Annotated in this window: 11 protein-coding genes and 1 pseudogene; 4 read left to right on the plus strand and 8 right to left on the minus strand. The window is 59.5% G+C overall.

The genetic code is table 11. The annotated features are described in order from the left end of the window. Positions 1 to 67: 67 nt before the first annotated feature. Entirely contained in the window at positions 68 to 646 is a 579-nt protein-coding gene (locus DW49_RS0127550; protein WP_005614940.1) for a plasmid pRiA4b ORF-3 family protein, read from the plus strand. A 60-nt stretch (positions 647 to 706) separates the two neighbouring features. Here DW49_RS0127550 and mksF read toward each other — a convergent pair whose 3' ends face one another. From mksF to mksB, 3 genes are read right to left on the minus strand one after another with little or no spacing between them, the layout of a single operon-like run. Beyond that, entirely contained in the window at positions 707 to 3,526 is a 2,820-nt protein-coding gene (gene mksF, locus DW49_RS0127555) for an Mks condensin complex protein MksF (protein ID WP_005614945.1), read from the minus strand. Further along, on the minus strand, positions 3,523 to 4,230 hold the full coding sequence (mksE, locus tag DW49_RS0127560) for an Mks condensin complex protein MksE (protein ID WP_003380289.1): 708 nt from the start codon (positions 4,228 to 4,230) through the stop codon (positions 3,523 to 3,525). Before mksE ends, mksF begins: the two co-directional genes overlap by 4 nt. Continuing rightward, the gene (gene mksB / locus DW49_RS0127565; protein WP_003380291.1) at positions 4,220 to 5,497 is read right to left on the minus strand and encodes an Mks condensin complex protein MksB; all 1,278 of its coding nucleotides are present in this window, start codon (positions 5,495 to 5,497) and stop codon (positions 4,220 to 4,222) included. Before mksB ends, mksE begins: the two co-directional genes overlap by 11 nt. A 145-nt stretch (positions 5,498 to 5,642) precedes the next feature. Between mksB and DW49_RS0127570 the strand changes: the two genes are divergently transcribed. Both DW49_RS0127570 and rimI read left to right on the plus strand, forming a co-directional pair. Further along, the gene (locus DW49_RS0127570; RefSeq protein WP_005614947.1) at positions 5,643 to 6,446 is read left to right on the plus strand and encodes a hypothetical protein; all 804 of its coding nucleotides are present in this window, start codon (positions 5,643 to 5,645) and stop codon (positions 6,444 to 6,446) included. After that, entirely contained in the window at positions 6,439 to 6,894 is a 456-nt protein-coding gene (gene rimI / locus DW49_RS0127575) for a ribosomal protein S18-alanine N-acetyltransferase (protein WP_003380294.1), read from the plus strand. The genes DW49_RS0127570 and rimI overlap by 8 nt, the downstream gene beginning before the upstream one ends. Positions 6,895 to 6,903: 9 nt before the next feature. Here the strand turns inward: rimI and DW49_RS0127580 are convergent, their stop codons facing one another. Next, complete coding sequence (locus tag DW49_RS0127580; RefSeq protein WP_005614951.1) at positions 6,904 to 7,311, minus strand: hypothetical protein; 408 nt, start codon at positions 7,309 to 7,311, stop codon at positions 6,904 to 6,906. A 262-nt stretch (positions 7,312 to 7,573) separates the two neighbouring features. Between DW49_RS0127580 and can the strand changes: the two genes are divergently transcribed. Further along, entirely contained in the window at positions 7,574 to 8,212 is a 639-nt protein-coding gene (can, locus tag DW49_RS0127585) for a carbonate dehydratase (protein ID WP_003380298.1), read from the plus strand. Positions 8,213 to 8,224: 12 nt separating this feature from the next. On the opposite strand, the gene DW49_RS1000000134475 is transcribed toward can, so the two are convergent. The 4 genes and pseudogenes from DW49_RS1000000134475 to DW49_RS0127600 form a co-directional block, all read right to left on the minus strand. After that, positions 8,225 to 9,088 (minus strand): methyl-accepting chemotaxis protein, encoded by an 864-nt coding sequence (locus tag DW49_RS1000000134475; RefSeq protein WP_370464053.1) that lies wholly within the window; start codon positions 9,086 to 9,088, stop codon positions 8,225 to 8,227. A gap of 219 nt (positions 9,089 to 9,307) precedes the next feature. Next, positions 9,308 to 9,898 (minus strand): annotated as a pseudogene (locus tag DW49_RS1000000134480) (MCP four helix bundle domain-containing protein); the annotation flags it as partial. 107 nt (positions 9,899 to 10,005) lie between these two features. Continuing rightward, positions 10,006 to 10,665 (minus strand): HD domain-containing protein, encoded by a 660-nt coding sequence (locus tag DW49_RS0127595; protein ID WP_005614956.1) that lies wholly within the window; start codon positions 10,663 to 10,665, stop codon positions 10,006 to 10,008. 74 nt (positions 10,666 to 10,739) lie between these two features. After that, positions 10,740 to 12,743, minus strand: coding sequence for an acyltransferase family protein (locus DW49_RS0127600; protein ID WP_005614958.1), 2,004 nt, complete (start codon positions 12,741 to 12,743; stop codon positions 10,740 to 10,742). Positions 12,744 to 12,962: the final 219 nt, after the last annotated feature.

Genomic DNA, 12,962 nt, shown 5'->3' on the forward strand with positions numbered 1-12,962 from the left:
GAGGGTTTTTGTTTTTATGGATTTTGATATTTTATATCGCTTCCAACACAACAGGACGGTCAGGTGCATGGCTAAAAACACTCTCTCAACCAAGCCTAAAGCAGATCTGCTGGTGCTCTACATTGAGCTGAAAGAGATCAAGCCCAAGGTTTGGCGTCGCGTAGTCGTGCCTGAAACGATCACTCTGGTGAAATTGCATGCCGTCATTCAGTGGGTAATGGGCTGGGAGGGTGGGCATCTGCATGAGTTCGAAATTGGCGGTGAGCGTTACGGCATTCAAGACGTCGATGGCATGGGGCCTCCTGTAAACTCCCAGAACAGGAAGGCACTGAGCAAAACGCTGGCCGGTAAAAAGACGTTTGGCTATCTTTACGACTTTGGAGACAATTGGGATCACCAGATCAAAGTCGAGAAGAAAATGCCCGAAGGATCCTGTCCTCAGGTGCCTTATTGCATTGATGGTGCTAACGCTTGCCCACCGGAAGACGTAGGTGGCAGCTGGGGCTATTCGGAGTTTCTCGCAGCAATCACAAAGCCCGATCATGCTGATCACGACAACATGCTCGAATGGTATGGCGATCACTTCGACCCAGCCTTCTTTGACCATACTCGCGTTAATTATGGGTTGTACGGTATGAAGGTCTGAATTCCAGACAACAAAAAAGGCCGCATTCTCATGCGGCCTTCCGGTTACAGCCAGCAGTCGTTACGACGCTACTTCTGGAACCGCTTGCTTCACTTCATCTCGACGCTGAATGTACTTCCAGTCCGCTTCGTCGATGTAAATGCCATTAGGTCCGCTGCCGCCTTCCAGGTCGATAGCAACATGGGCCGATACCTGAGGCTTCACGCTCGCCAGAATCGGAACGAAGCCCAGTTGCAGGCTGGTTTCCAGCAGTGCAGCCTGGTTCTTCTCGTCAATGTCGGCTGCCTCGTCCAGGTAGTAAGGCAAGCGAACCCGCCCAGCCTGATCACGATCCATCAAGTGCAGCAACAGATACATGTTGGTCAGCGCCTTGATGGTCATGGTCGTGCCGTTGGAGGCCGCGCCATCGATGTCGGTGTGGATAACCGGCTGACCGTTGACCTTGGTGATCTCGAACGCCAGCTCAAACAGGTCCTTCAAGCCCAACTGGTTATGGTTGGCAGCCACCAGCCGTGCCAGGTACTCCTTGGCTTCTTCGTTCTTGTTGTCCTGCTCGGCACTCTGGCTCAGGTCGAAGACCGACAGTGTTTCGCCTTCTTCGTACTGCCCGGCACTGTGGATAATCTGGTCGATGTGCTTGAGCGCTTCCTTGTTCGGGGCGAGCACGATACGGAAGCTTGCCAGATTCGACACCTGGCGCTTGTTGATCTCCCGGTTGAACAGCGCCAGTTGATGCTCAAGGCTGTCGTAGTCGCTGCGGATGTTGCGCAGCGTACGGGCAATGTCGGTCACCGCAGCGCGGCGAGCCTTGCCCAGTGTCAGCGCTTCTTCGGTACGGTGCGCATACGCGTTGATCAGCAATTGCAGGCGGCGCTCCATGTCGTCCTCGCTGTCGAACTTCGCTACGCCCTTGAGGCGCACCTGAGCGTAAAGCGCCTCGATCTGCCCATCGCTGCGCAGCAGACCCTGCCAGCTGTCCTGATAATCGTTGAGCAACGGCAGCAGGTTATCCATCGAATCGTCAATCGGGTCCATGAACGGCGTGCCGAACGGCAGGTCCGCTGGCAGCAACTGCCGGCGACGCAGTGCGTCATCCAGTGTGCGTTGCTTGGATTCCATATCGCCGATCTGACGCGCAATCAGTTGCAGCTTGGCCGACAGCTGCTGGACGCGCTCGGTGAAGGCGTCGCTGGAGCGTTTCAGTTCGTCCTGAGCCGCCTCCATCTGCGCCAGCTCTTCCAGCTTGGCAGACTCTTCGGCGCTCAGGGTCTGGCAGCGACGGAAGTCTTCCAGCGCTTTCTGGGCATCCAGCACCTGTTGATACAGCACTTCGGTCTGCACCTTGCTCGCCGAGCGGTCGGCAGCCACAGCCTGCTGGGTTTTAAGCTGCTTGAGTTCTTTGTCCAGGCGTTCTTTCTGATCGCGCAGTGCCGCGCGATCGGCCAGCGCTTGCAGTGCCGGCGGCTCGATGCTCGACAGATTGATTGTCAGCCCCGGCACGACAAACTGGTCGCCCTTGAAGCCATCCAGAATGGTTTCCAGCGATTTGACCCACGCATCGCCATCGTCCAGCGCGATGCCTTGTTCGCCCAGTGGCAGGCTGAACAGGGCACTGTTGAACAAACGCATCAGGCGTTCGACATCCGGCTGAGAGAACTCTTCGCGCAGCCGGGCATAGCTGTTGTTGTCGGCGTGATCGAGCTGCTGCTTCACCGACTTGAGGCGTTTTTCCAGGTCCCGCAGGCGCTCGTCCAGGTCTTCGGCGCTGAACTGCCGGGACTGGGCCAGTGCACCGGCCAGTTCATCGTGTGCGTCTTTGGCCGCCAGCAGCTGTTGCTCCAGCACCGTGGCATTATCGACGAGTGCGAAACGATTCTTGAGCACCGACAGCTCGCCCACCCAGCGCTGAATACCGCTGATCTCACGCTCCAGGCGCATCAGCTCTTGCGTGCTGCTGCGCTGGTCGTTCTGCATTTCATCCTGCTGCGCGCGATAGTGCTCGGCCTGGATGACCAGTTCTTCCTTGCGCGCACCCGAGTAATCCGACCAGGTGCCCAGCAACGAATCAAGCACCGGTGACAGGCGATGCAGCTTGCCGCGCAACAGATCGCGTTGCTTGACACCGGCAGCCAGCGCTTCGACCAGCGGGCCAGCCAGCACCAGCGAGTTGTAATCCTGCTCCATGCGTCGCACATCGCGGAAAGCTTCTTCGCAGGCCGCGATGTAGTCGACGCTGCCCGAGCGCAGGCTGTGCTCGAAAGCATCCAGAAACAGCTGTTTGAGTTTGGCCGCGGTGATTTCGCGCATGTGCAGCAGGTTGATGAACAGTGCGCGGAAGGTTTTCAGGCTCTGTTCGCTGGTGGAGCGCAGCGGGATCAGTGTCAGGTCCAGCGGAATGGAGGTGTGACCGCCGACCAGCAAACGGCGCAGCTCATCGGGCTTGAGTTCGTAGGCTTTGAGGCCCTGACTTTCCAGATTGCTGAACAGCTCTTTCTGACGCAGGCAGGTGTCGTTCTTCTGGTAATGACCCAGATCCAGCTCACCGGCATAGGCGAAGAACTGATGGCCGAAACCGCCACCCGGACCGCGACCCACAACGCCAATCACATGCGGGCCGTGGGGCAGGGAAACCTCCACCAGGATGTAGCTGGTGTCGGAGGCAAAGTAGAAGCGTCGTGATTGCTCCAGGCTGTACTTGCCGAAGCTCATGTCCGACATACGCGCCAGAATCGGGAACTGCAGGGCGTTGATCGAGGCGCTTTTGCCCAGGTTGTTCGCGCCATACACCGACAGCGGGTTTTCCAGCGGGAACAGACCGAGGCTGTAACCTGCGGTATTCAGCAGAGCAAAACGGCGGATGCCATAACGTTCCTGGCTCATGTGTCCATCTCCTGTCGTTGCTCATCGGCGATTGCCCGGGCCAGCGCGTCTTCCTCGGTTTCTTCACCGAATTCAGCCAGGTCCAGCGGGTCATCGGTTTCCAGAAGCTTTTCGTCGCTGTCGTCATCGATGAGCACCGGCGTCGGCAGTGGCAGCGCGCTGTGCAGGCTGGCTGCCAGGTCGCGGTCCTGTTGCACCGACAGACACACGTCGAGAAAACGGTGCATCGGCGGCAGAAAGCGGTAGATGCCGACTTCTTCGCTGGCAAAGCCCAGCTGCGTCATGCGGCGCATGATCTTCTCTTCCAGCTCTTCCTGGGTCTGCACCTCGGCCTGGAGAAACAGGTCGCGGTACTTTTCCAGCATCGAAGGCAGCTCGTCGCGGCCCAGGCTGCCGCCGTCCAGCACGGCCATCGGGTCGCGGCCCTGATCAGCCAGGTGCTCGACGAGTATGAAAGTGAACAGCGCCAGGCGCTGAGCGGTCTTGTTGACCTGCGCGGCAGCCAGTTCCGGCACGAAGTAATAGAAGCCGCGCGTGTCGCAGACCAGCTCGTAGCCCAATGCCTTGAACAGCGTGCGGTACTGGTCCTGGCAATTGGACAACTGGGCGTACAGCTCCGGGTCGCGGCGGCTGATGTGATAGCCCTTGAACAGCTCGCGAAAGATCGGCGCGAGCTGGGACATTTCGGATAGATCAAGATGCATGAACAGGGCTCTCGGAATTCTCTGGCTGCTCGTCTTGCGCAGCGAGCAGGGCAAAGGAGCGCAGGCTGACGCGGTGCTCCCGGGTGAAATATTCGCGGCGCTCGAGGCGTTCGCGGGCGAAGCGCTTGTCACGCGACAACCGCGAGAACCAGTACAACAGCTCGTCGGTTTCGCCGGTGGGCTCCTGTTCCAGCAACCAGACCATCAGGTCCGGCATCGGCAGGGCGTCTTCGCAGCGCTCGAGCATCTCTTTGACCGTGCGCGGTGCACGGGGCGCGTCGCCCTTGCGTGTGCCGCTGGCCTTGGGGAATTTCGCCGGTTTGGGTTCAAAGCGCGCCAGGGCATAGACATAAGCCTCGACCTGGCTCGCGCTGCCCAGAAAGGTACTTTGCGGACGGGTGAACATCGGCATGGCCGCTTGCGGTACTGCGTCCAGGCCTTTGCGCCGGATAGCCGACAAAGCCAGCGCCGCGCCTCGGGTCACGGCATTATGACGGCGAGCCTCTTCGCGCAACGGCAACAGCAGCTCGCGCGCATGACGCAAAGTCAGCTGAGCACTGGTCTGCATTTCGAGGATGCGCGCATGGGTGCGCAGCAGCATGTCGTCGTCGACCAAGTGGCCAAGCCGCTGCTGCTCGCTCAGAAGGCGCAGCAGAACGACTTCGACCTTGCGCACGCCCTGTTCGAAGGCGCCATCGGCGTTGACCAGTTGAATCATCGGCTCGACGTATTCATCCCACGTGGCCAGCACTTCTGCATAGCGCTGACGCAACGGGATCTGCCGGTCGCTGGTCTTGGCTCGATCAGCCACCGCGACCAGCGCCTGTTCGTCGTTGGCGAGCTTCTTGAGTACGTCGCGTACCCGCATGTCCAGCAGCCGCAGCTGTCTGGCCAGGTCGTTGGCATCGCGCACATCGAAGGCGTCCTGAATGTAACCGGCCAGTCGCTCGAGGTGGCGCAGATAAGCTTCGATCTCCAGGCACAGGCCCAACCGGTGTTCGCGGCGCAGGTAGGACAGAAAGTCGTGGATCTGCGCGTTGAGTTCAAAGCGGTTCGGGCTCTTCGCGACGGGGACCAGAATGTCCAGGCGGATCCACACGTCCAGCAGGTTGGTGATGTCCTGCGGGGTACTGTCCTGTTGCTGGGCCGCCAGTTGCAGGCGCAGCTCGCTCAGGCTCAAAGTACCCTGGTCGAAATGTTCGCATAAAGGCTCAAGTAACGCCCAGTGCTCGGCAAGGGCGCGCAGGACGCGCTTGGGTTCGATCATCGTTAGGCCGGCTTGTTGGCAAGTGAAAAGCAGCAATTGTACTGCATCAGTCGCCTGATATTTCACCTCACGGCGATATGCTGCAGCGCGAAAAGGCGAACAACGCTAGAATTGCGCGCTCAACTTATCCACAGGTGGCTGACCCTTGCTCAACGAGTCCCGTCGCCGCGCTTATTTGACCGCCATGCAGGTGGTCAACTGGCTGCCGCGCACAGAACTGCCATTCGCCGCACCGTCGCGTCCGGAGCTGCTTACACCGTTGCCGCCGCCGGTCGAGGTGCGGAGCATTGCGCCTGCCACAGCGCCGTCCGCACACGATGCACCTGCGCAAGCGGCGAACGTTGTGCCGATTGCACGCCAGCCCGAGCGACCGAAAATCGAAGTGCCGCGCCCGTCGCTGGCCAGCACGCGTACCGTTGCCCCGGTCGAAGAGGCAGCGCCAGCGCCACCCAAGGCCCCGGTCGTGCCGCCGCCACGCTTTGCTCTGCAACTGCTGCGCGCCGGGCGCTGCATGCTGTTGGTAGAGCTGACCACCGGCCAGCCGTTTCAGAGTCGCGACCCTTCTTACCTGTTGCTCAAGGACATGCTGCGCGCTGCCGGCCTGCCTGACAGCCCGCAGATTATCGGTGAGCCGGTGCGCTGGCCGTTGCTGGTGCGTGGCCAGATGGACCAGGGGCCGGAAGCGGCGCGTGATTTCGTGCAGGGTTTTGTCGGCGCGCGGCTTGAGGACGAGCCCTGCGCATGCCTGTGGCTGATCGGCCTGCCGTCAGTCAAGTTCGCCGGCGAAGCGGATGCCGAATCCTACAACCGTGAACTTCAGGTCGAAGGCCTGGGCGCTGCCTGGGCGCTGCCAGGTCTTGAATTATTGATGGACGAGCCTGAGCGCAAGGCTGATGTCTGGAAAGCCATGCGTCGGCTGATGACGCGCTGGAAATCGATCGATGAGTGATGCCGTAACCTTCCGCCGCATGACCGAAGCCGACATGGACGCGGTGCTTAAAATCGAATACGCAGCGTTCACTCATCCCTGGACGCGCGGAATCTTTCTCGACGGGCTCAAGTCCTACGAAATCTGGCTGATGTTCGAGGGCGCGCAGCAGGTGGGGCATGGCGTTATTCAGGTCATCATTGATGAAGCGCATCTGCTCAATATCACGGTCAAACCTGAAAACCAAGGGCGGGGTCTTGGCTTGCTGCTACTCGACCACCTGATGAAGCGCGCTTATCAGCTCAACGCCCGTGAATGCTTTCTGGAACTGCGCGACAGTAACCGGCCAGCCTATCGTCTGTATGAAAACTACGGTTTCAACGAGATAGGCCGGCGTCGTGATTACTATCCGGCACCCGACGGCGGCCGTGAAGACGCAGTGGTCATGGCCTGCACGCTGTTTGACTGACGCTGGCGGTCAGCGCTGAGTATTGCCTTCCAGCGGATCAACAACCGCCAGTTCCTCCTCGTCGAGCCCGTTGCCTGCGCCAATCTCATCGTCATCGACTATGGTCAGGTCCAGGTCGGCAGGGTCGCTCTCGCCTTGTTCGGAGGCGGAGCGGGCGCCGTCTTCACGAATCAGGATTTCCGGAGACAGGTCGTCATCGGTCGAATGGTGGTCGTCAGTCGATGCGCCGGTCAGGCCGGCCTCACGCACACGCTGATCCGGAATTTCATGTTGCAGTTGGTCTTCAGGGATAAGATCACCGATACGGGCAGGATCTTCCTCATCGAAATCGAGTGTTTCCATAGAGCCCATGCGGTCTTCGTTGTCATCGATGGGTTCTGGCTCGGTGGCACCGAACGGACGGCGTGAATCGTTCATGACAAATCCTCATTTCAGGTGGTCGTAAAAAGTTGACCGGCCATGACTTTGAAGATTCCTTTTTGTTTACGGGCAGTTGTTTACGGGCAGTTGTTTACAGACAGTTGTCTACGGACAGTCGTTGACCAGGCGTACGTTGCACGTAGTGGCACAACGACGTGACTTGAAGGGCCGGACACCAGTCTAAGTTTGGCATCAAGGCGTGACGTGAAGGATCGGACCACCAGTCCAGGGCTGGGCATCATTATCGAGGCGTCAAAGCATGAACGAGCTACAAGACCTGATTGATAACAATGCACGCTGGGCCGACGCGATCAATCAGGAAGATCCTGAATTCTTCGCCAAACTGGCCCGCCAGCAAACACCTGAGTTTCTGTGGATCGGCTGTTCGGACGCGCGCGTGCCGGCCAACGAGATCGTCGGCATGTTGCCTGGTGACCTGTTTGTGCACCGCAACGTGGCCAACGTCGTGCTGCACACGGATTTGAACTGCCTGTCAGTGATCCAGTACGCCGTGGACGTGTTGAAGGTCAAACACATCCTGGTGACCGGCCACTACGGCTGCGGCGGCGTACGCGCTTCCATGCAGGACCGTCAGTTCGGCCTGATCGACGGCTGGCTGCGCACCATTCGAGACCTGTACTACGAAAACCGCGACGTGCTGGCCAAGCTGCCGACCGAAGAAGAGCGCGTTGACCGTCTGTGCGAGCTGAACGTGATTCAGCAAGTGGCCAACGTCGGCCACACCAGCATTGTGCAGAACGCCTGGCATCGTGGGCAGAGCCTGTCCGTGCATGGTTGCATCTACGGTATCAAGGATGGCCGCTGGAAAAGCCTCGACGTGACCATCAGCGGTTTCGAGCAACTGCCGCCGCAGTACCGTTTGCGTCCGCAGGACTGATCGACCCGCGCATCAAAGCACAAACCGCTGGACCATCAGGTTCAGGTCCGTCGCCAGCATCGACAGTGCGTTGCTCGCGACGGTGGTTTGCTGTGCGCCTGAAGCCGTCTGGCTGGACAGATCGCGAATGCTGCTCAGGTTACGGTCCACTTCGCCCGCAACTTGCGCCTGCTGCTCGGCGGCGCTGGCGATCAACAGGTTGCGATCATTGATCGTGGCGGTCGCATTGATGATCACCGTCAAGGCTTGGCCGGTCGATGCAGCCTGTTCGAGTGTCAGGTTTGCCTGGGTTGCCGTGTGGCGCAGTGAGCTGGCGGTTTGCTGAGTGCTGTGCTGCACGCCGCTGATCAACCCTTCGATTTCCGCGGTGGACGCACTGGTGCGTTGCGCCAGCGAACGCACTTCATCGGCCACTACGGCAAACCCGCGCCCGGCTTCGCCTGCACGTGCGGCTTCGATGGCGGCGTTCAGGGCGAGCAGATTGGTCTGGTTGGCAATCGCGCGAATCACATCGAGGATGCTGCTGATGCTTTGCGTGCGTTCGGCCAGCCCTTCGGCCTGATGCGAAGAGTCCAGCACATTTTCAGTCAGCTCCTTGATCGAACTGATGGTCGCCGACAGCTTGTTCTGACCCTGCGCCGCGGCCTGGGTTGAGGCCTCGGATTCAGTCATGGTATTACTGGCATTGCCCGCCACCTCGATGGCCGCCTGGCTCATCTGGTTGACGGCGACCGCAGCCTGTTCGATTTCGGTGTTCTGTAGTTGCAGATTGAGCGCACTGACCTCGGCGATGGTGCCCATCTCCTGCACCGACTGCGACAACTGGGTGGCCGCCGCATAAATCTGCTCGATCGTGCCGTGCAGGTTGGTCCGCATGCGCCCGAGGGTGATCAATAATTGCGCGGTTTCGTCCTTGCCGTCGGCAATCTGGTGTTCAGTCAGGTCGCCATCGGCGATGGTGCTGGCGATGTGCAAAGCCTGGCGCACCGGATGAATGATGCTGACGCTCAGGCGCCATGCCAGCAGCAGGGTCAGCGTCAATACGACGGCGATGGCGCTCAGGGCGATGATTCGCGCTTGTGCGTAACTGGCCCCGGCCGCGTCTACGGCACTGGCCGCACTCTGCTTGTTCAGCTCTCGCAGCAACTGCACCTGCATGTCCATCAGGTCGCCCTGCAGCGTGAGCATGGTGTTGGCCAGCATTCGGGCCTCATCCAGTTTGTTCTGTTCAATCAGAGCAATTTGCTCCTGCAAGCCCGGCATAAACGCTTTGTAAGCATCCTGTAGCGCGATGATCGAATCATGTTCGGTGCCTGATTGCACACGTGCGAGGTATTCCGAGAAACCTTTCTCGACCTCGTTTCTGAGCTGTTCGACGTTGATCTTGCTGTTGATGACCGACCCCGGATCATCGGCGTTGGCGATCAGGCGGGTGGTTTCGCTGCGCAGTTTGACCAGACCGATGGCGATGGCGTCGGCCATAGCGATACTCGGCAGCGCGCCGCTCTCTACCGTTTCGCTCTGATTGCGGATCTCCTGCATCTGCAGCAGGCAAAATGCGCCCAGGGCGACCGTCAGCAGAGAGGTGATACCAAAGCAGATCACCAGTCGCGGGGTGATCTTGAAGCGGCGCAACACGGTTGTTGTCGTTCGCCGACGTAGAAAACGAGGCAGAAACTTCTTCACGGCACACAACCCCTATAAACACACGGACCTTCTCGAAGAGCCGTTTATAGGGCAGTTATGTGATGTCTTTATGACATCCTGCGTTTAAGGTGAAAACGAGCAACCGCTCAGGGCTGAGACGCGCCGATTTCTTCCATCAATTCATCCAGAAAGCGTTTCAACCGGTTGTGTCTGACCTTCGCCATCTGCGCGCCCGTGCGGGTCTGAAAGCCGTCGGCGAGGTGCAGCAGCTTGGTATGAAAGTGATCGACGGCAAAGCGCTTGTCGTCATACGGGCGCTGGCTGGCATGCGGATCATTGGGCTCGTACAGGTATTTGCCCATCCGGCCGGAGACATAAAAGGTTCGCGCCACGCCAATCATGCCCAGTGAATCCAGCCGGTCGGCGTCTTGCAGTATCTTTGCTTCCAGCGTCAACGGGGTTATCGCCGCCGAAAAACTGTGCGCCTCGACAGCGTGGGCAACCGAGGCGATGCTTTCTTCATCCCAGCCCATGTCGCTCAGCAGTTCGCGGGCCCTTGCCGCCGCCAGTCGTGAGGCACCCGCGCGAAACGGCGAGTCTTTTTCGACCGATACGCAATCGTGCAGCAGCGTGGCGGCCATCAGCACACGGGCATCGCCGCCTTCACGGTCACGTATGGCGCAGACGTTTTTCCACACCCGCAGCAAATGCGAGACGTCGTGCGAGCCGTCGATCTTCTCGGCATGCGTGTAGGGGATCAGCAGGTTGGCGAGATCCTGAAACGGGGCGAAGCTTGCGGCCGTCATGCGGTTGTCCTTAACAGTGCGCTGGCGCAAGCATTGCAGAAAACGCTTTGAAAAACACCGTCTGCCGCCTCTCGTCACTGCGCAACGATTTGGCTGATCTGACCGGCAAGCAGCCCGGCGCCTTTGGCGTTGAGGTGGTTGAAGTCTTTGTAGTACGAGTTCATGTCGCCTATCAGACACTGGTCGTTCTTGCAGAACGCTGCATCCGGCGTGATCAGCCCTATCTGCTTCGACTCGCTGGCCTGCCCGAACACTTCGCGCGTGAACCGCTGCAAATGTTCGTGCGTCACGACCGGCACTGACAATTCGCTGACCCGCTGCAACTTCTGCGCCTGGCTGTCCGATGTGTCGCGAGCCAGCCGGTAATAAAGGTTTTCCGGATTGATCAACTGCTGCGGCACCTGCGCGATGATGACCACTTCGCTGCCGATGCCGCGGTACGCCCGAACGGTGGCTTCGAGCGCCTGCTTGAACACGGCCCGCGAGGCTGCACGGCTTCTTTCCTGATTGTCGGCGGAAATCAGGAAATACTTGCTCATCGGTTTTTTACCGTAATCGCCGTCGGTATAAAGCGTCCAGCGCGCGACCAGCACCACTTTTGCAATCCGGTGCTTTTTCACGTACTCAAACTCGCGGCTGGCCAGGGCCTCGCAGACGCCGGGGCCGTAATTGCCGCTGGCGACGTCCACGCCCAACAACGGCAGACAGCCACCCAGACCACTATGAACAATGGTTTTGCCCTGATGGCGGGCGACGCTATCGAAGGTTGATAACAGGGCTTCCGAGTGGCTATCGCCAAATACCGCCAGAGCCGTTGTGGCGTCTGGGTTGGCTGCGCCGAACAGGCAGAAATCGACGGCGTTCTGAGTGCATTTGTCACGAATCTGCGGGTCGGCAAATTCCTCATGAATGGCCGGATCGACATTGAAGCGTTGGCTAAAGCCGTTGTTGAGGTAACCGGTCAGCCCCAGCGCGATAAACAGCGCCGACGCGACGCCTGCCGAGGTGAACACCTGTTGGCGATTGAAAGCGCCCTGTTTGCGAAAAGGCTGCTCGACATAGCGCCAGCTCATCCAGGCCAGCATCAGCGACAGCAGAGTCAGACTCAGCATCAACGGCAGGCCGGGCTCATTCAGGCTGCGTTGACGAGCAAAGGCGAAAAGCGGCTGGTGCCACAGGTAGGCGCTGTAGCTGATCATGCCGATGAGCACCAGCGCCGGTGAACTCAGCGCTCGGCCAACCCAGGTCTTGCCGTGCGCAAAAACGATGATCAGCGCTGCGCCGAGCACCGGCACCAGCGCATTGAGGCCAGGGAACGGCGTGCTGCCGTCGAACTGCACGACGGCGTAGCCGATCAGCAACACGCCCAGCGCCGCAGCCACCTGATCGAGAAGGCTGACGCTGGGCGCGTGGCGCGGTCGCCAGACACGGTAGAAGGCGATAAACGAGCCGGTCAGTAACTCCCATGCGCGTGCGTGCAGCAGGTAAAACGTGCTGCTGGCGTCGTTACGCGCACCCAGCTGCGAAAGCGTCAGGCTGGCCAACGCGACGAGGGTCAGCAACACCACAAGTCGGGGGCGGCCCATGCGCCAGCCGAGCATCAGCAGCAGAGGGAAAAACAGGTAGTACTGTTCCTCCACCGCAAGCGTCCAGGTGTGCAGCAGTGGTTTGAGTTCAGCCGTCGCGTCGAAATAGCCGCTTTCGAGCCAGAACAGCACGTTGGACGAAAACATCGGCACGGCCACCAGGCTCTTGGCGAAGTACTTGAGGTCCGGCGGGTCAAGCGTCAACCAGGCGACCGGCACGCACACCAGCATGACCACGAACAGCGCTGGCAGGATGCGCCTGGCGCGTCGCTCATAGAAATTGATCAGCGAGAACGTCCCGTTGATCTTTTCCGCGAGAATGATCGAGGTGATCAGATAGCCCGAAATCACGAAAAAGATATCGACCCCGACGAATCCACCGCTGAACAGCGGCAGGCCGGCGTGAAACAGAATGACGGGAACCACCGCCAACGCGCGCAGGCCGTCGATCTCGGGGCGATAGCCGAGCGCAGGGTTATGAGGAATGCCCATGAGGTGTGGTCTCTGGATGCAAGAGGCAAATAAAGGCGGGGACTGCAATGGCTACCGCCAACGCGAGGCGCAGGACGTGGTTATTCGAAGGGGGAAGAGATCAGCAGGATGCCTGTATTTTCTAGTGTGCTGTCTCAAAAATAAATGCTCTGTAAAATCGTCTATTCTTGCTCGTTGATTACACCGTTGGAGGCGAAGAAATGAGCGCCCAAGATATCG

This window comes from Pseudomonas avellanae BPIC 631 (assembly GCF_000444135.1).
GTDB lineage: Bacteria > Pseudomonadota > Gammaproteobacteria > Pseudomonadales > Pseudomonadaceae > Aquipseudomonas > Aquipseudomonas avellanae.

Coding starts and splice junctions, on each gene's coding strand:
- DW49_RS0127550 (WP_005614940.1), top strand. CDS start 68: ATGGCTAAAAACACTCTCTCAACCAAGCCTAAAGCAGATCTGCTGGTG.
- mksF (WP_005614945.1), bottom strand. CDS start 3,526: ATGAGCCAGGAACGTTATGGCATCCGCCGTTTTGCTCTGCTGAATACC.
- mksE (WP_003380289.1), bottom strand. CDS start 4,230: ATGCATCTTGATCTATCCGAAATGTCCCAGCTCGCGCCGATCTTTCGC.
- mksB (WP_003380291.1), bottom strand. CDS start 5,497: ATGATCGAACCCAAGCGCGTCCTGCGCGCCCTTGCCGAGCACTGGGCG.
- rimI (WP_003380294.1), top strand. CDS start 6,439: ATGAGTGATGCCGTAACCTTCCGCCGCATGACCGAAGCCGACATGGAC.
- DW49_RS0127580 (WP_005614951.1), bottom strand. CDS start 7,311: ATGAACGATTCACGCCGTCCGTTCGGTGCCACCGAGCCAGAACCCATC.
- can (WP_003380298.1), top strand. CDS start 7,574: ATGAACGAGCTACAAGACCTGATTGATAACAATGCACGCTGGGCCGAC.
- DW49_RS1000000134475 (WP_370464053.1), bottom strand. CDS start 9,088: ATGCGGACCAACCTGCACGGCACGATCGAGCAGATTTATGCGGCGGCC.
- DW49_RS0127595 (WP_005614956.1), bottom strand. CDS start 10,665: ATGACGGCCGCAAGCTTCGCCCCGTTTCAGGATCTCGCCAACCTGCTG.
- DW49_RS0127600 (WP_005614958.1), bottom strand. CDS start 12,743: ATGGGCATTCCTCATAACCCTGCGCTCGGCTATCGCCCCGAGATCGAC.